Here is a 17,833-nt window from a genome sequence, read left to right on the forward strand (position 1 = left end):
CCATCCAACCCGCCGAACACCAACACAATTCCCCCCAGAAAACCCCGGAATTACAGGGCAGCCCGCTCCACCCAAAACGCAACGCCCACAACAAACCAAGGGGGAAATCATTCCCCCGACCCAACGAATCAACCGAAATAACAAGGGACCAGCTTAGGGCTCCCGCGGGCGGGAGCTGTCAGCCGTCAGGCTGACTGAGGGTGGTCGAACAGACACGTGCCTGGTGAAACCACCCCCAGTCGCGCATCCGCGCGACAGCCCCCGACGTCTTGTGCGACGCTCGCGACGCTATCGCTGCTCGCTGCTGCGAAGAGCCCACTGGGCTCTTCGCCCAGCGGGGGCCCGCCAAGGCGGAACACCGGTTAAGGCCAAAATGACTTAGGCGGATGTTGCCGTGTGAGACGTAAGACTTGGCCTACCGGCCCGGAGGGTGTCGAACACGGCAACATCCGCCGCCAAACACCGGAATCGCAAACAACACGCAAACCTAACGGAACAGCGAAACGCACACTAAAAACAAAATGGCGGGACGCACACTGAGAACGGGAAAACGGGCACTGTAATCCGAGACAAACTGAGAACAGGAACGATGGACGCTGCGACTCAAGCACGCAGGGAACGACTTGCTGTGTCGGCGGAATGACACGGAAGACACGGGATGGACTATTAACGCAAAATGACGCACCTTTTGAAGGCAAAACGAAGAATCTCACCGAGCTCTTCGCTGAATAGATAAAGGTTATAAATAGGGCTTAAAGGCGCGCTCGAGCAGGGGCACATGGCACATCAGCATCGTGCCGTAACCCAAAACAACCAGCAGAAACAGCCCTTGCGGGAAATAGAACCAGCATGCCACCAGCAACCCAATCCACACCGCGTCAATCGCCACCATGCCCAGCGTGAGCACGATATTGCCCACCCCGAATACGAACGCATTGACCAGCGTGCGCCCCACGGAGTTCTCGAATCTGGCCTGCAGCGCGAACACCCATTCAAAGCCGATGAGCCACACGATGCTCAACCCGAACTTCGGCACCAGCAGCGGCGTGATCTGCAACGCCACCCAAGACCATGTTAGCCCCGCGCCGACCACCCCGAACACCGCCCACAGCGCTGTCGCCTTGGCGAAATTGGCGCGGAACGCCTTGAAATAATTGGCTGTCACGCCTCCGCCCTCGCCCTGCACCACGCGGCGCGAGGCGTCACAGCCAGCCGCGAGCGCCGCGCCGATGGTCACCACCGGAATCGAAGTGAGCACCATGAGAATGTTGATCCACACCGCGTCGGTGAGGTTGCGCAGCTCCTGCATGAACCTGGAGTCCGGCGAAAGAAATCTCATTCAGCGCTCCATTCATCCCGCATCGCTTTCGGCCCCGCCTCGGCCCTCTTATAGCCACTATATAGCCACAAGGGTAGGCTGATGTTGCTGACGGGGCATGTTATCGTTGTCATGGTTGTTTCATGGTGTGTTCGGAACGCTGTATTTTGCAATAAATGAATTGCATGATACCGTTGTCATTAATAATGCAGACAATACAATATGCGTCAAATCAAGAAAGGACACCCGATGACAGCCAATAACCTCAACGACGACTGGTGGAAGCAGGCCGTCGTCTATCAGATCTATCCGCGCAGCTTCAAGGATGTCAACGGCGACGGCCTGGGCGACATCGCCGGCGTCACCGAAAAGATGGACTACATCGCGAGCCTCGGCGTGGACGCCATCTGGCTCAGCCCCTTCTACCCTTCCGACCTTGCGGACGGCGGTTACGACGTCATCGACTACCGCAACGTCGACCCGCGCTTGGGCACCATGGCCGATTTCGACGCGATGGCCCAAGCCGCGCACGCCGCCGGCATCAAGGTCATCGTCGACATCGTGCCGAACCACACCTCCGACAAGCACGTCTTCTTCCAGGAGGCCCTCGCCTCCGCCCCCGGCTCGCCCGCCCGCGAGCGCTACATCTTCCGCGAGGGGCGCGGGGAACATGGCGAACTGCCGCCGAACGACTGGCAATCGTTCTTCGGCGGGCCGGCCTGGCATCGCGTCGAGGACGGCCAGTGGTATCTGCACCTGTTCGACAAGGCGCAGCCCGATCTCAACTGGGAGCACCCCGACGTGCACGAGGAGTTCAAGAAGACCCTGCGCTTCTGGTCCGACCACGGCACCGACGGCTTCCGCATCGACGTGGCGCACGGCCTGGCCAAGGATCTCGAATCCGAGCCGCTGGAAGTGCTGGGGGAGAAGTATTCCGTGCTCGACGGCCTGTGCCATGATTTCACGCACCCGCTGTTCGACCGCCGCGAAGTGCACGACATCTACCGCGAATGGCGTCAGGTGTTCAACGAGTACGCCCCGCCCCGCTTCGCCGTGGCCGAGGCGTGGGTGGTGCCGGAGCACCAGCACCTGTACGCCTCGGTGGACGAGCTCGGCCAGTCGTTCAACTTCGATTTCGCCGAGGCCAACTGGTTCGCCGACGAGTTCCGCGTGGCCATCGAGGGAGGCCTCAAAGCCGCGGCGGAAACCGGCGGCTCCACCACCACATGGGTGATGAACAACCATGACGTGCCGCGCAGCCCCTCGCGTTACGGCCTGCCGCAGATCAAAACCCCGGTGTATCACCAGTTGGTGCACGACTGGTTGGTGCATAATGGCCGCGCCTACCCCGAGAACCGCGAGCTCGGCACCCGTCGCGCCCGCGCCGCCGCGTTGATGGAACTCGGCCTGCCCGGCTCCGCTTACATCTACCAGGGCGAGGAACTGGGGCTGTTCGAGGTGGCTGATATTCCGTGGGAGCGTTTGGAGGACCCGACCTCGCTGCACACCAAGTGGGACACGACGGACAAGGGCCGCGACGGTTGCCGCGTGCCGTTGCCGTGGAGCAGCGCGGACGCGCCGGCTGCCGCTGACTGGAGTGCCGATGGCCGCTTCGGTTCGGGTGCCTCGTTCGGCTTCTCGCCGGCCACGCGCGCCGATGGCTCTGCTGCGGCCGACCCGCACCTGCCACAGCCGTTGTGGTTTAAGGAGTATTGCGTCGATGTGGAGGAGGGCGATTCGCGCTCGATGCTGAACCTCTATCGTGCGGCGCTTGCGATTCGCCAGGCGGACTTGGTTGCCACCGGCGATACGTCCGCCAAGCTGCTCGATATGGGCGAAGAGGTGGTGGCTTATAGCCGTCCGGCCACAAATGGGCGCACGTTCGCCTCGGTGACTAATTTCGGTGCCGAGCCGGTTGAGTTGCCGCACGGCGAAGTGGTGCTCGCTTCGGCCGAGCTCGTTGAGGGTAAACTTCCCGCCGATGTCACTGCTTGGGTGATGGGTTAGTTTTTATTTACGTGCATAAGCAAAGACCCGGTTCTCGTGTTTTATGAGAGCCGGGTCTTTGGTTTTCGCTAGACGAAGAGCTCTGTTGGGCTCTTCGTAGCAGCGAGCAGATAGCGTCGCATAAGACGTCGGGAGCTGTCAGTTGAGTGCGGATGGCTGGGGCTCGTTACGCATGGACGGAAAAGTCTTCGGCCCGTTGTTTGACCGCCTCAGCCTTTCACCGCCCCGCCTCCGGCCCTGCAATTAAGGAGCGCACTTCCGTGCGCGCTCAATGTTACCTTCGCTCGGCTATCGCCTCGCTCAGGCGGGAGCTAAAGGCAGCCCACCGGGCTGCCTTTGTCAAGGGCTTCAGCCCTTGACCGCCCCCGCCATTACCCCCTTCACAATGTACTTTTGGCAGACTAGGTAGAAGATGATGATCGGGATGATCGCCAGCACCAGGCAGGCCATCATCGCACCCATGTCCACCGAACCGTAGCCGCCCTTCAGGTACTGCACAGCCACCGAAATGGTCTTGTACTTGCCCAAATCGAGCGTCAGGTACGGCAGCAGGTAGTCGTTCCAAATCCACATGGCCTCAAGAATCGCCACCGACACAATGGACGGCTTCATAATCGGCACCACAATCTGGAAGAAGATGCGCGGCACCGACGCGCCGTCGATCATCGCGGACTCCTCAAGCTCCTGCGGAATGCCCTTGATCACGCCGGTGAAGATGAACACCGCCAGGCCGGCGCCGAAGCCGAGGTAGATGATGCACAGGCCCCACGGGGTGTTGAGCTTCAACATGTCGGCCAGCTTGGACAGCGTGAACATCACCATCTGGAACGGCACGATCATATTGAACAGGAACAGCGTGTACAGCAGCTTCGCCGCCCAGTTGTTGGCGCGCACAATCCACCACGCGCACATCGAGGTGCACAGCAGGATCAGCAACACGGAACCGACGGTGATGAGCAGCGTCCAGCCGAAGCTGGCGAAGAAGTGCGTGGTTTCGATGCCGCGCGTGTAGTTCTCCAGCCCGACGAACGCCTTGCCGGTCGGCAGCGAGAACGCATTCTTGGAGATATAGGCCTTCTGCTTGAAGGAGTTGATCAGCACCAGCACGATGGGGAACACCCAGGCCAGCGACACCACGGAAAACAGCACCGTCCACAGGGCGGGATGCTTGGTCTTATTCTCGTTCATCAGGCCGCCACCTCCTTGCTTGTCGTAAGTTTGTTCTGAATCAGCGCGATCACCGCCACCAGGATGAAGAACAGCACGGCCTTCGCCTGGCCGACGCCTTCCCAGCCCATGCGCCCGTAGAACGTGCGGGTGATGTTCATCGCCAAGCCTTCGGACATGTTGCTCGGCGCGCCGTTGGTCAGGGCGAGATTCTGGTCATACAGCTTGAAGCCGTTGGTGACAGTCAGGAAGGAACACACGGTGATGGAGGGCATCATCAGCGGGATGATGACGCGGAACATCGTCTGCGTGCCGTTGGCGCCGTCCACCTGCGCGGCTTCGAGCACGTCGGTGGGCAGGGATTGCATGCCGGCGATGTAGATGATCATCATGTAGCCGATCTGCTGCCAGCACACGAGAATGACCAAGCCCCAGAAGCCGTAGGTCGCCGAATAGGTCAGCGCCTTGCCCCAGTGGGCGAGGATGCCGTTGAGCAGCAGCAGCCAGATGTAGCCCAGGATGATGCCGCCGATGAGGTTCGGCATGAAGAACACCGAACGGAACAGATTCGAGCCTTTGATCGCCTTGGTGAGCATATAGGCGATGAAGAACGCCACCACGTTGATGACGATGGTCGTCACGATGGTGAAGGCTGTCGAGAAGCCCAGCGCGTGCAGGAACTCCGGGTCCTTGAGCGCTTTGCCGTAGTTCTTCAAGCCCACCCATTCGCCGTCGGTGACGGTGGTGAACTCGCAGAAACTTAAGTAGACGCCCATGATGAAGGGCACCACGAATCCAATGATGAACGCGGCAAACGTGGGCAGGGCGAACAGCGCCCACCACTTGCGTATTGCCTTTCCAGCCATGCTAACCATGAAGCATCACTTCCTCCTCCTTGAGCCCGCCACACTACTTTGTGCGTATCGCGGATATCGGTTCACAATCAATGAGCCAAACACCATCTGCCGGTGGACGCGCACGCCGCGTGGCAGAACTTATCTGTCATGATATCCGTCGTTCGCTGTTATGTCAAACGTTGTCATTTATGTGGTTCACATTCGCCTCACTGGGGAAGATGGCGGCAAACTTGCAGTGTTGGAAAATAAGGGTTTCTCAGTTATCATGCTACTTTTTGCGTCTTTTGCAAACGTTTGTATTCCAATCGTTATCATTGGATATATCGCATTGAAACAGCGTGTAAGCTGGAATGAGTTTCCCAAAACCCGCACGCAACAACAGAAAGTGGCGCATGAGCAGCAGTATCCAAGACGTGGCCGAGGAGGCGGGCGTCTCGATCTCCACAGTCTCCCGTTCCTTCACCCGCCCGAACCTCGTGTCGGCCAAAACCCGCGAGCGCGTGCTTGCCGTGGCCGACAAGCTCAATTTCTCGCTGTCGCGCTCCGCAGTGGCGCTGAAGTCCGGCCGCTCGTTGCGCATCGCGGTGCTGATGAGCGGGCATATCAGCCTGTGGTTCACCGCCTCCGTCATCGAGGGGCTCAACGAGGTGTTCCATGCCGAGGGCTACGACATCTCGATTTTCCAGATTTCCAGCATCGAGGAGCGCCAGGAGTTTTTCGACACCCTGCCCGTGCGCCGCAACGCCGATGCCGTGATCGTCGTCTCCTTCGACATCGATGCCAAGGAGAGCGCCCAGCTCGCCTCCGTCGGCGTGCCAATCATCGGCATCAACGCCGTCAAGCCCGAACAGCGCGGATTCGCCGCGGCGGTCAACATCGACGACACCCAAGGTTCCAGGCTCGCCGCGCGGCATCTGACAGTCCTCGGCCACCGCAATATCGCCTATATCAGCACCGATCGCGGCGTTTCGCTGTCGTTCTCGGTGAAGAACCGCTTTGATGTGTTCTGCGATTGCTGCCGCAAAGAGGGCATCGAGCCGCAGGTGGTGGTGTGCAAGGTCGACGGCAATGGGCATTACCAAATCGGCGATGTGATCACCCAGTTGATGAGCTTGCATGAGATGCCGACCGCCATCGCCTGTCAGGAAGACGGCATCGCGCTGCCGTTGCTGTTCCAGCTGGAGCGCAATGGGTTCTGTGTGCCCGGCGATGTGTCGGTCATCGGATACGACGACAGCACCTACACCCACGATATCGGCCTGACCACGATCCGTCAGGATCCGGTTGAAATGGCGCGCGAGGCCGCGCACATGACGCTCGATCTCATTGAGGAACGCGAACTGGAAACGGCATTCCGCAATGTCGCCGCGCAACTGATCGTGCGTTCCAGCACCGCCCGCGTGCGGCGCTAACGGGCGCGGCTCGCGGCATATCGCGTCTGAAAGAGCGGCCGCGGCCCACATCAAACTTGCGATAAACCCAAAAAGGCGGCGACCGGAACGAATCCCGATCGCCGCCTTACTTTCTTTACTTATCTTGCTTCTTGCTCTAGCGCCTATGCGCTCAGTCTATGCGCTCAGTGCGAAGCCTCGTACTCCGTGGCCCAGTTGTCCACGAACGCGGACTTCACGGCATCCCAGCTGCCGGTGCCCTGAGCGTACTCAAGCAGGGCGTTGCCGAGCTTGTTCTTCCACTCTTCGGACGGCATCATGGTGAAGTTCCACGTCACCTGGGTCTTGCCGGAGGTCTGATCCTCGGTGGCGGCCTGGGTCAGCGGGTTGTCGGACTTGATGTCGGAGAAGGTCTTGAACGGGGTGGTGAAGCCCATCTCCGTGCTCAGCGCGTTCTTGCCGGCGTCGGAGGTGATGACCCACTTCAGGAATTCCTCGGTGGCCTTCTTGTCGGCGTCGGAGGCCTTGTCGTTGATGCACCAGTAGTTCTCGGAGCCGGTGGCCAAGCCCTGGTTCTCCTCGCCCTTGACACCGATGTAGATCGGCATCATACCCACGGAATCGGCACTCATGCCGGCCTTCTGCAGGTCGCTCCACGCCCAGGTGCCGTTCTGATAGAAGACGGCCTCGCCAAGCGCGAATTCGGAGTTGGCGTCATCGCCGGTCTTCGAGCTCAGCTGGGTGGGCTCGGTGGTGGAGTCCTTCAGGTACAGGTCGAAGATCTGCTTGTATTGCGCCAGATATGTGCCCTTGATCTTGGCCGGCTGCTCGGTGACCTTGTCGATTGTGAACTCGTAGAAGAGCGGCAGGTTCGCCAAGTGGGTCTTAAAGCGCCAGTCGGAGCTGGAGTCAAAGCCGGCGGAGGTGAACGCGCCCTTGACGCCAAGCTCGTCCTTGTGCTGCTGGATGCCGTCAGCGACGGCCTTGAGCTTGTCGAAGGAGTTGATTTCATCCACGGACTTCACGGCCGCGTCGTCAAGCGCAAAGTATTTGTTGAGGATGTCCTTGTTGTAGATCAGGCCGTAGGTTTCCATCACATACGGCACGCCGACGACCTTATCGCCGTCCGTCAGCGCCACGTCCTTGTTCACGAGCTGATTGTAGACTTCGGTATCCTTCATGTCGGCGGTGTAGCGCTTCCAGTTCTGATATCCCACCGGGCCGTTGACCTGGAACAGCGTGGGGGCCTCGGTCTTGGCGATCTCGGACTTCAGCGTCTGCTCATAGGTGCCGGAGGCGGCGGTCTGCACCTTGACCTCCACGCCGGTTTCCTCGGTGTACTTCTTGGCCAGCGCAGTCCACTGATCGGCCGCTTCCGGCTTGAAGTTCAGGTAATAAACCTTGCCCTTGGCGTCAGACGAGCTGCCGCAGCCAGCCAGCGCGCCCACGGACATGGCGGCAATCGCAACCAGGCTGAGGGCCTTTTTCACTGAACGATTCATCATCGAACCTTCCTTCCTTGTTTCTTCCCCTGAGCACTCATCTCAAGGAGGCGTCGACTTTGGCGCCGCCGAAATTTCTCGACAGTGACCATCATGACACATTTTGCCCATTATTGCAAACGATGGCAGTATCAGTGTTGCAGAATCGACACATTACTGCTTCTCATTGCCTGTTTTTCTTGTGTTTCCAACGTTTGTTGAGCCTTTTAGCAGTGCAAGCGTTGTCATTATTGGGGTTCTTTCGAGGCGCAAAAAGGCAAGCAAGGCTCTGCCTTGGAAGTCGATTATGTTCTCTTCACAAGGGAAACTAGCGCGCACATGCGCGACTTAAGGGCCGGCACAGCGCCAAGCCCTTGGCAACTCGAAGCGTTTCAGCAGTCAGCAGTTCCAGCGTTCGATCACCTGATCGCCTTTGTATTGGCCGAGCACGGAATAATGCGCCGTGTCCAAGCGAAGCAGACGCGCGAACCGCGGCTCGACACCGAGCCATTGCGACGTCAGGATGCGCAGAATGTGCGCATGCGCCACGAACAGAACGTTGTGCCCTTCGTCCAAGAGAGGAATTGCCGCCGCAATGGCAGCCCTGGCGCGCGCCGCCGCCTCTTCGACGGTTTCGCCGGCGCCGGCGTGCACAGGCACCTGTTCGCCGCCGGGCAACGCTTCCACCCAGTCGGCTTGCATCCGCTGCGGCAAAGCCTGCGGGCCGTCGCGCCACACGTCCCACTCAAAGCCGCAGGCCTGACGCACCTGCTGGCGGGTGCGCCCCTCAGCCGCGCCATAATCCCATTCCGCGATGTCGTCCAGCGTGGCGACCTGCTCGAAACCGGCCAGCGTGGCGGTCTGCTGCGCGCGTTTCAGCGGGCTGGCGAACACGCAACCGGGTTCAAATCCCTGGGGGAACGCCGCCTGCAATCGTTCGCCGGCATCGCGAGCCTGTTGCTCGCCCACGGCCGTCAGCGGGATATTCGTGCGGCCCGTGTGCTGGCCGGATTCGCTCCAAGCCGTCTGCCCGTGGCGCAACAGCACCAGAAGTCCTGCATTCTCGACGGCGCCCTTGCCGTCGCGCTTGTTTTCGCTCATGGTCTTAACATTACCCCGTCTTCCCCCTTCCCCACCACTGGGGTTTCATATTTCTCTTCTCATCCCCATTCCGTCCCCCTGACCTCATCACAATGCCCTATTGTTTCAGCTCGTGCCGTCTTGCCTTTGCCCTCAGGGCGGAACCAACGCTAGACTGGTGGCTATGAGTGACGAAATGCACAACACCGATTCCGGCTCCGATTCCGCCTCCGGCGCGGACAAGGCCATCGAGAGTCTGCAGCGCATCGACGGCAAAGTCGATGAGCTGCGCAGTCAAATGATGAGCGACCCCGACTCCTTGGGCGACAAGCTGCTCAAGATGGCGATTCCCGCCGTCACCGGCTTGGTGGCTGGCCATCTGTTCCAAATGGTGTGGGACAAGGGCACCAATCGCTTGGATGCTGAGGAAGAAGCGCAGCAAGGCCTGTTGATGAGCATCGCGTTCGCCGCGGCTTCGGCGGCGTTCGGCGCGGTCGTGTCCACACTGTCCGGCCGCGGTTCGCAAGCGCTGGTCGACCGTCGTCACCGCAAGCGTTCCTGAAATCATCGCAAACATGCGCGGCATGTGCGAGAATACTCGCATGACTAATAGCACTATTGAAACCCTGCTCAACCGTCGTTCCATTCGCGCCTTCGTGGAGGAACCGATCAGCGACGACATCCGCAACGTGTTGGAAGATGCCGCGCAACATGCCGCGTCCAGCCAATACCTCAACGATTGGTCGGCCATCCGCGTGCAGGATCCGGCGCTCAAGCAGCTTATGGCCGAATTCGGCAACCAGGCATATATCGCCACCGCGCCGTTGCTGTATGTGTTCGTGGTCGACGAGCATCGCAACGCGCTGATCGCCGCCGGCAAGGGCGTGCCGACCGACCCCGAACACTATGGACTGAGCGGCAGCTACCGTTTCACGCAAGCGCACAACGACGCCGTGCTTGCTCTGCACGCCATGGAGACCGCCGCCGAGTCGCTGGGGCTTGGCTGCGTGATTCTCGGTTCGCTGCTTAACAACGTGTCGGGTCTTGTCGAGGCGCTGCATCTGCCGCAATACACCTATCCCGTGCTGGGGTTGGCCATCGGCAAGCCCGCCCAGGAGCCGGCGGTCAAGCCGCGCATGCCCCGCACCTTGCAGTTCTTCGACAACACCTATCCCAGCGACGAGCAGTCCGAAGCCGCGATCCAGGCGGATCTCGCGTCGTTCGACGCCACCGTGCACGAGTATTACGATTTGCGCAACACCGACCGACCCGTGGATGCATTCAGTGAGCAAATCGCCAAGCTCGCCGCCCAAGAGATGGGCGACAATCACAAGATGCAGCCCTTGGCGCACGGCCAGGGCTTCCGTTTGGAGAAGTAAGACTTTCCGACCTTCCGCGGGGGCACAGCACAGTGTGTTGTGCCCCCGCGGCAATATCGTCACAAGACGCCAGAGGCGGCACAGTGCAGTCGTGGCGACAGGGCGGCCGGCCCGCAAAACTGCCCAGACTCCGCCCTCGCGCTCCCTCCGGTCGTTTCTCGCCTGGAACCCCGCTCAGCGCCGCCTCGGCTTGTAGCCTTTCTTGCGGCTGTGTGGTTTGAGTTGCTGGTTCAGCGGCGCATATCGATAGCTGGACTTTGGATCGCGATGCGTCAGATGCCAGGTGCCGCAATACTCGCATCGATACACCCACAGCTCGGCACCGCGCTCGGCCCAGCTCTGTTCCACGGCCCTCTGCGCCTGTGCCTTATCGTGATACATGATTTTGTCCGTTTCGGCGCAGCGCTTAGGGGTGAAGTAATGCATACCCCCAGTCTATCGGCTGAACCAATAACTCCGTTGCTATCCGCCACCGTACGTTCGTGCACGAACCAATCCGGAAGCGAAATGACAATAAACGAAAACCCCGGGAGCTTAGCTCAACCGGGGTTTCCAACGTATAAGCGGCAACTCGCTACTCTCCCACACCCTATCGAGTGCAGTACCATCGCCGTATAAGGCCTTAGCTTCCGGGTTCGGAATGGGACCGGGCGTTTCACCTTAGCTATGGTCGCCGCAAATCTTTAATTATCAACTGGGTGGAACCCAGTTGGCATGTGGCAACTTGGGAACCGGATAATGGACGCTTAGTCGTTTTGTGCACTCCGATGCTCATTGCTATCGGGTGATTTGCAGAAGATGCTTGTGCGATTCCAACTCCGAAGAGTTGAAAATGTATGATTGCCTTTTCTCCGTTAGTACCGGTCAGCTCCACCCCTCGCAGGGCTTCCACATCCGGCCTATCAACCACGTGTTCTACATGGGGAGTTCAGAGGCTCAAGGCCTCACGGAATCCTAATCTTGGAGCAGGCTTCCCGCTTAGATGCTTTCAGCGGTTATCCCTTCCGAACGTAGCTAACCAGCCGTGCCACTGGCGTGACAACTGGCATACCAGAGGTTCGTCCACCCAGGTCCTCTCGTACTATGGGCAGGTCTCCTCAAGATTCCAACGAGCGCAGAGGATAGAGACCAAACTGTCTCACGACGTTCTGAACCCAGCTCGCGTGCCGCTTTAATCGGCGAACAGCCGAACCCTTGGGACCTGCTCCAGCCCCAGGATGCGACGAGCCGACATCGAGGTGCCAAACCATCCCGTCGATATGGACTCTTGGGAATGATCAGCCTGTTATCCCCGGGGTACCTTTTATCCGTTGAGCGATGCCGCGTCCGTACACCGGCACCGGATCACTAGTTCCGACTTTCGTCCCTGCTCGACCCGTCAGTCTCACAGTCAAGCTCCCTTGTGCACTTACACTCAACACCCGATTGCCAACCGGGCTGAGGGAACCTTTGAGCGCCTCCGTTACTCTTTGGGAGGCAACCGCCCCAGTTAAACTACCCGCCAGGCACTGTCCCTGAACAGGATGACTGTTCGAGGTTAGACATCCAATGCGAACAGAGCGGTATTTCAATGATGGCTCCACACGAGCTAGCGCCCATGCTTCAAAGCCTCCCGCCTATGCTACACAATCCACACCGAATGCCAATACCAAGGTATAGTAAAGGTCCCGGGGTCTTTTCGTCCTTCTGCGCTTAACGAGCATCTTTACTCGTACTGCAATTTCGCCGAGCTCCTGGTCGAGACAGTGGGGAAGTCGTTACGCCATTCGTGCAGGTCGGAACTTACCCGACAAGGAATTTCGCTACCTTAGGATGGTTATAGTTACCACCGCCGTTTACCGGGGCTTAAATTCACCGCTTCGGCCGAAGCCTGACGGATCCTCTTAACCTTCCGGCACCGGGCAGGCGTCAGTGCATATACAGCGACTTTCGTCTTCGCATGCACCTGTGTTTTTGGTAAACAGTCGCTACCCCCTAGTTTGTGCCACCCCCTTCCGCTGCCGACCGCGAGGGTCTTGACGGACAGGGGTCTCCCTTAAACCGAAGGAACGGGAGTAATTTGCCGAGTTCCTTGACCAGGATTCGCTCGATCGCTTTGGTATTCTCTACCTGACCACCAGTGTCGGTTTAGGGTACGGGCGGCTAGCAGCCTAACACCGAAGCTTTTCTTGACGGCTAGGATCACCGGATTCGGCCAAAACGGCCCCATCATCACACCTCGGACATTGCCATGCGGATTTGCCTACATGACGCCCTGCGTGCTTAACTACGGAAAACCACCTCCGCAGCCGGCTACCTTTCCGTGTCACTCCTGTGCTGTCCTACTACAAGGATCGGTCCCAACGGCTATTCGCATCCCCCTCCCGAAGGAGAAGTAAGCCAATAGACGGAGGTTAGTACTCCAAGCCTCGGATTGGGCGGCTGAAAGCCGGTACGGGAATATCAACCCGTTCATCCATTCGACTACGCCTGTCGGCCTCGCCTTAGGACCCGACTAACCCAGGGACGATGAACGTGGCCCTGGAACCCTTAGTCATCCAGCGGCGGGGATCTTCACCCCGCTTTCGCTACTCATGTCTGCATTCTCACTTCTGTACAGTCCACGGCTGGTTTACACCGCCGCTTCGCCCCGTACAGAACGCTCTCCTACCCAGTACAAAGTACTGCCGCGTCTTCGGTGGTGTGCTTGAGCCCCGCTACATTGTCGGCGCGGAACCACTAGACCAGTGAGCTGTTACGCACTCTTTCAAGGGTGGCTGCTTCTGAGCCAACCTCCTGGCTGTCTATGCGACTCCACATCCTTTCCCACTTAGCACACGCTTAGGGACCTTAGACGACGATCTGGGCTGTCTCCCTTTCCACAACGGAGCTTATCCCCCGCTGAGTCACTGCCGTGGTACGCATCACAGGTATTCGGAGTTTGGTTGCTATTGGTACCCGGTATGGGCCCGCAAGCATCCAGTAGCTCTACCCCCTGGATGTAATGGCACGACGCTGCACCTAAATGCATTTCGGAGAGAACCAGCTATCACGGAATTTGATTGGCCTTTCACCCCTAACCCCAAGTCATCCCCTCAGTTTTCAACCTAAGTGGGTTCGGTCCTCCACGCGGTCTTACCCGCGCTTCAACCTGCTCAGGGCTAGATCATCCCGCTTCGGGTCCAGGACATGCGACTCAAACGCCTTTTAAGACTCGCTTTCGCTACGGATCCCCCACTCGGGTTAACCTCGCCACATATCACTGACTCGCAGACTCATTTTTCGATAGGCACGCCGTCACCCCTTAAGGCTCCGACGGTTTGTAAGTGCACGGTTTCAGAGACTATTTCACTCCCCTCCCGGGGTACTTTTCACCTTTCCCTCACGGTACTCGTTCACTATCGGTCAGACAGGAATATTTAGGCTTATGCAACGGTCTGCACAGATTCGCACGGGGTTCCACGGGACCCGTACTACTTGGGAGAACTTATCGACAGACCATGCTTGTTCGGTTACGGGGCCATCACCCTCTGTGGCCAGGTTTTCAATCCTGTTCACCTAAAACATGGTTTTGTGACTGTCGCTCGACTCGTCGGTATCGAGACAAAATTTCCCACAACACCCTGAACGCAACCCCCGACGGGTATCACACGCTCAAGGTTTGGCCTGATCCGCTTTCGCTCGCCACTACTCACGGAATATCTTTTCCTGCAGGTACTGAGATGTTTCACTTCCCTGCGTACCCTCCGCATAAAGCGGTGCCAACCCATGACGGTTGGCGGGTTTCCCCATTCGGAAATCCTCGGATCAAAGCCTAGTTGGCGGCTCCCCGAGGCTTATCGCAGCCTCTAACGTCCTTCATCGGTCCTGTCTGCCAAGGCATCCACCATACACCCTTGCAAGCAACCCATACACACGTATGTGCGCCGCAAGTATCTTCTAGCAAATTCCCAGACAACAAATCATCACATCTGAAATGATCACAAAACGATCGACGAACAATCCTATAAAAGAGAGTTCGTTGAAATTTACAGCAAAGAAAAATTCTTTGCTCGCGTCCACTATCCAGTTCTCAAGCCACCACGCACCACCAACGACCACCGGAACTTCAATAAGCTCAACGGCGTCACTGATGGGCAGCGAATCGCACCGTGGAAAACCACGGGGTGGCGATTCGGGAGCCCAAGGGCATGCCTGCACTGCAAGTCAATAATCTTTTCCACACCAGCATCCACATTGAAAGTTCCGACTGTCGGAATTCATGTGGTTCACACCGTCTGGCAAACACCAGACTGAATTCTCCGTAGAAAGGAGGTGATCCAGCCGCACCTTCCGGTACGGCTACCTTGTTACGACTTAGTCCCAATCACGAGTCTCACCTTAGACGGCTCCCTCCAAAAGGTTAGGCCACCGGCTTCGGGTGCTACCCACTTTCATGACTTGACGGGCGGTGTGTACAAGGCCCGGGAACGCATTCACCGCGACGTTGCTGATTCGCGATTACTAGCGACTCCGCCTTCGTGGAGTCGGGTTGCAGACTCCAGTCCGAACTGAGACCGGTTTTAAGGGATCCGCTTCATGTCGCCATGTTGCATCCCGTTGTACCGGCCATTGTAGCATGCGTGAAGCCCTGGACGTAAGGGGCATGATGATCTGACGTCATCCCCACCTTCCTCCGAGTTAACCCCGGCGGTCCCTCGTGAGTTCCCGGCATAATCCGCTGGCAACACGAGGCGAGGGTTGCGCTCGTTGCGGGACTTAACCCAACATCTCACGACACGAGCTGACGACGACCATGCACCACCTGTGAATCGGCCCCGAAGGGAGACCCCATCTCTGGGGCTGTCCGAAACATGTCAAGCCCAGGTAAGGTTCTTCGCGTTGCATCGAATTAATCCGCATGCTCCGCCGCTTGTGCGGGCCCCCGTCAATTTCTTTGAGTTTTAGCCTTGCGGCCGTACTCCCCAGGCGGGATGCTTAACGCGTTAGCTCCGACACGGAACCCGTGGAATGGGCCCCACATCCAGCATCCACCGTTTACGGCGTGGACTACCAGGGTATCTAATCCTGTTCGCTCCCCACGCTTTCGCTCCTCAGCGTCAGTAATGGCCCAGAGACCTGCCTTCGCCATTGGTGTTCTTCCCGATATCTACACATTCCACCGTTACACCGGGAATTCCAGTCTCCCCTACCACACTCTAGCCTGCCCGTACCCGGCGCAGATCCACCGTTAAGCGATGGACTTTCACACCAGACGCGACAAACCGCCTACGAGCTCTTTACGCCCAATAATTCCGGATAACGCTTGCACCCTACGTATTACCGCGGCTGCTGGCACGTAGTTAGCCGGTGCTTATTCGAAAGGTACACTCACTTGCGCTTGCTCCCTAACAAAAGCGGTTTACAACCCGAAGGCCGTCATCCCGCACGCGGCGTCGCTGCATCAGGCTTGCGCCCATTGTGCAATATTCCCCACTGCTGCCTCCCGTAGGAGTCTGGGCCGTATCTCAGTCCCAATGTGGCCGGTCGCCCTCTCAGGCCGGCTACCCGTCGTAGGCTTGGTAGGCCATTACCCCACCAACTACCTGATAGGACGCGACCCCATCCCATACCGATAAATCTTTCCCACAATCACATGTGATCATGTGGAGCATCCGGCATTACCACCCGTTTCCAGGAGCTATTCCGGTGTATGGGGCAGGTTGGTCACGCATTACTCACCCGTTCGCCACTCTCACAACCGGTGCAAGCACCAGTTGATCCCGTTCGACTTGCATGTGTAAAGCACGCCGCCAGCGTTCATCCTGAGCCAGAATCGAACCCTCCATAAAAAATTTCATGAAGAGAACCATTAAATGACTCTCATATATTTCATTGACGGAACGTCCTATAAGGAAGGACGTTCGCACAAAAACCTCACCGATCTTTAACCGCGCTAGCGGACCTGCCGAAGCAGGCGACCAATGAACTGGCAATTATTGACTATAAAAAGTAGTACAAACACGCTCTTGAGTTCTCAAACCACCACCGCACCAACTCGAAGGAGTTTTCTCAGGAGGAGAAGTCCTCCGTGCTGAGCAGCAAGAGATAAACTTACACAGGGTTGCCGACTTGCGCAAATCGGAGGGCACAGAAGAGCCAGAAACCGTTGAAATGAAGCGGTTCCTTCGGCGTGTCGCAAAAGGGCGTTTTAGGCCGTTTTAATCAGGATACTCCTGATTTTTGCAGGTCGCGATAATCAAAAAATCCCCCTTCATCGGCGTGTCGCATGAGGAAGACCAGGGTGGGAACCTGCCGGACAGGGCGTAGGCTGGGAGCATGAGCAAGAAAAAAATCGCAGTACTGACAGGCGCGGGCATCTCCACCTCCGCGGGCATCCCCGACTTTCGCGGGCCGGAAGGCGTGTGGACGAAGCACCCCGAGCAGATGAGTGTCTATGACATCGACGCATTCATGGCCAACAAGGAGGAGCGCGAATACTCCTGGCGCTGGCAGAAGGAGTCGCCGGTGTGGAACGCCGAGCCGGGCGCGGCGCATCGGGCGCTGGTCAAACTGGAGCAGGCGGGCATGCTGACGCTCCTGGCCACGCAGAACTTCGACGCGCTGCACGAGAAGGCCGGCAACAGCCCCGAGGTGATCGTGAACCTGCACGGCACCATCGGCACCTCGCACTGTATGAAATGCCACCAGCAATACAGCACGGCCGAAATCATGGCGCGGCTGGACGACGAGCCGGACCCGCGCTGCCATCGCGCGCTGCCTTATAGCGGCGATATGCCATGCGGCGGCATGATCAAGACGGATGTGGTGTATTTCGGCGAGGCGCTGCCGGACGGGGCGATTGAGAAATCGTATCGGCTGGCGAGCACCGCCGATGAGCTGTGGGTGGTCGGCTCGACTTTGGAGGTGATGCCGGCGGCCAGCATCGTGCCGGTGGCCGCGCAGGCCGGGGTGCCGATCACCATTATGAATATGGGGCGCACGCAATACGACCGCTTGGCTACGCGGCTCATCCGCGAGGACATCGCCGCCGCACTGCCGGCGCTGGTTGAGGAGACGATTGCGGGTGGTGAATCGGGTGGTGAATAGGCAGAGTCGCGATAGACAGAAACAGAATAGGCAGAATAGACGATTGCAGAATAGACAATTGGGACTGTCTAATAGAGAAATGTTC

The 17,833-nt window shown here is 58.5% G+C and carries 11 protein-coding genes and 3 rRNA genes; 5 read left to right on the forward strand and 9 right to left on the reverse strand.

The annotated features are described in order from the left end of the window. Positions 1–739 precede the first annotated feature (739 nt). Positions 740–1,339, reverse strand: coding sequence for a YesL family protein (locus G1C94_RS06740; RefSeq protein ID WP_172146702.1), 600 nt, complete (start codon positions 1,337–1,339; stop codon positions 740–742). 228 nt (positions 1,340–1,567) lie between these two features. On the opposite strand from G1C94_RS06740, the gene G1C94_RS06745 reads away from it, so the two are divergent. Beyond that, on the forward strand, positions 1,568–3,325 hold the full coding sequence (locus tag G1C94_RS06745; protein WP_172146705.1) for a glycoside hydrolase family 13 protein: 1,758 nt from the start codon (positions 1,568–1,570) through the stop codon (positions 3,323–3,325). A gap of 348 nt (positions 3,326–3,673) precedes the next feature. Here G1C94_RS06745 and G1C94_RS06750 read toward each other — a convergent pair whose 3' ends face one another. Continuing rightward, a complete protein-coding gene (locus G1C94_RS06750; RefSeq protein ID WP_172146708.1) occupies positions 3,674–4,513 on the reverse strand; it encodes a carbohydrate ABC transporter permease in 840 nt (279 codons plus the stop codon). After that, positions 4,513–5,367 carry a carbohydrate ABC transporter permease gene (locus G1C94_RS06755; RefSeq protein WP_172146710.1) on the reverse strand — a complete coding sequence of 285 codons (855 nt, stop codon included), beginning with the start codon at positions 5,365–5,367 and terminating at the stop codon, positions 4,513–4,515. The genes G1C94_RS06750 and G1C94_RS06755 overlap by 1 nt, the downstream gene beginning before the upstream one ends. A 374-nt stretch (positions 5,368–5,741) precedes the next feature. Here G1C94_RS06755 and G1C94_RS06760 point away from each other — a divergent pair, with 374 nt between their 5' ends. Next, positions 5,742–6,761 (forward strand): LacI family DNA-binding transcriptional regulator, encoded by a 1,020-nt coding sequence (locus G1C94_RS06760; protein WP_172146712.1) that lies wholly within the window; start codon positions 5,742–5,744, stop codon positions 6,759–6,761. Between the two features lie 164 nt (positions 6,762–6,925). Here G1C94_RS06760 and G1C94_RS06765 read toward each other — a convergent pair whose 3' ends face one another. Then, entirely contained in the window at positions 6,926–8,245 is a 1,320-nt protein-coding gene (locus G1C94_RS06765; protein ID WP_172146714.1) for an ABC transporter substrate-binding protein, read from the reverse strand. Positions 8,246–8,620: 375 nt separating this feature from the next. Beyond that, complete coding sequence (locus tag G1C94_RS06770) at positions 8,621–9,322, reverse strand: histidine phosphatase family protein (protein WP_172146716.1); 702 nt, start codon at positions 9,320–9,322, stop codon at positions 8,621–8,623. A gap of 163 nt (positions 9,323–9,485) precedes the next feature. On the opposite strand from G1C94_RS06770, the gene G1C94_RS06775 reads away from it, so the two are divergent. Next, entirely contained in the window at positions 9,486–9,863 is a 378-nt protein-coding gene (locus G1C94_RS06775; protein ID WP_172146718.1) for a DUF4235 domain-containing protein, read from the forward strand. A 40-nt stretch (positions 9,864–9,903) separates the two neighbouring features. Further along, positions 9,904–10,680, forward strand: coding sequence for a nitroreductase family protein (locus G1C94_RS06780; RefSeq protein ID WP_172146726.1), 777 nt, complete (start codon positions 9,904–9,906; stop codon positions 10,678–10,680). Between the two features lie 174 nt (positions 10,681–10,854). Here the strand turns inward: G1C94_RS06780 and G1C94_RS06785 are convergent, their stop codons facing one another. The 4 genes from G1C94_RS06785 to G1C94_RS06800 form a co-directional block, all read right to left on the reverse strand. After that, positions 10,855–11,106, reverse strand: a complete 252-nt coding sequence (locus G1C94_RS06785; RefSeq protein WP_172146727.1) for a hypothetical protein — start codon at positions 11,104–11,106, stop codon at positions 10,855–10,857. Between the two features lie 135 nt (positions 11,107–11,241). Then, positions 11,242–11,358: ribosomal RNA gene (gene rrf / locus G1C94_RS06790) — 5S ribosomal RNA — on the reverse strand. 156 nt (positions 11,359–11,514) lie between these two features. Next, a 23S ribosomal RNA gene (locus G1C94_RS06795) occupies positions 11,515–14,569 on the reverse strand. A 397-nt stretch (positions 14,570–14,966) separates the two neighbouring features. After that, positions 14,967–16,490: ribosomal RNA gene (locus G1C94_RS06800) — 16S ribosomal RNA — on the reverse strand. The 16S, 23S and 5S rRNA genes sit together here, the layout of an rRNA operon. A 487-nt stretch (positions 16,491–16,977) precedes the next feature. On the opposite strand from G1C94_RS06800, the gene G1C94_RS06805 reads away from it, so the two are divergent. Next, positions 16,978–17,748, forward strand: coding sequence for a Sir2 family NAD-dependent protein deacetylase (locus G1C94_RS06805; protein WP_172146728.1), 771 nt, complete (start codon positions 16,978–16,980; stop codon positions 17,746–17,748). The last annotated feature ends 85 nt before the right edge of the window (positions 17,749–17,833 follow it).

It is taken from the genome of Bifidobacterium panos (genome assembly GCF_012932445.1).
GTDB lineage: Bacteria > Actinomycetota > Actinomycetes > Actinomycetales > Bifidobacteriaceae > Bifidobacterium > Bifidobacterium panos.